Origin of the sequence: Cobetia sp. SIMBA_158, assembly GCF_046566945.1 — a bacterium.
GTDB lineage: Bacteria > Pseudomonadota > Gammaproteobacteria > Pseudomonadales > Halomonadaceae > Cobetia > Cobetia amphilecti.
This window is the reverse complement of record NZ_JAWJYL010000904.1, coordinates 1-245: the sequence shown is the minus strand read 5'-3', so window position 1 is coordinate 245 and position 245 is coordinate 1. Positions and strand designations below refer to the sequence as shown.

Sequence of the window (245 nt, the reverse complement as noted above, 5' to 3'; positions counted from 1 at the left end):
CGACGCTGGACCAACGCGTCATAGATCTTCGACAGGTCGTCGAGCAGCACCTCCGTCGACCAGCCGTCGGTCACGATGTGATGCATCGTGCAGATGCAGACGTGGCGAACTTCCGAGAGCCTGAGCAGCTTGACGCGGAACAGCGGGCCGGTGCCGAGATCCATCGGCGCGAGCCGTTCGCGCTCGGTGATCGACATGACCTGCGCATCCCGGTCCTCGGCTTCCTGCAAATCGATGACCTCGAC

General features: G+C 63.3%; 1 protein-coding gene. It reads right to left on the bottom strand.

Annotated elements, in window-relative coordinates; all coding sequences use genetic code 11:
* Positions 1–245, bottom strand: a 245-nt coding sequence (locus tag R2R70_RS22445; protein WP_410979264.1) for a condensation domain-containing protein, incomplete at both ends; no start/stop codon positions are given.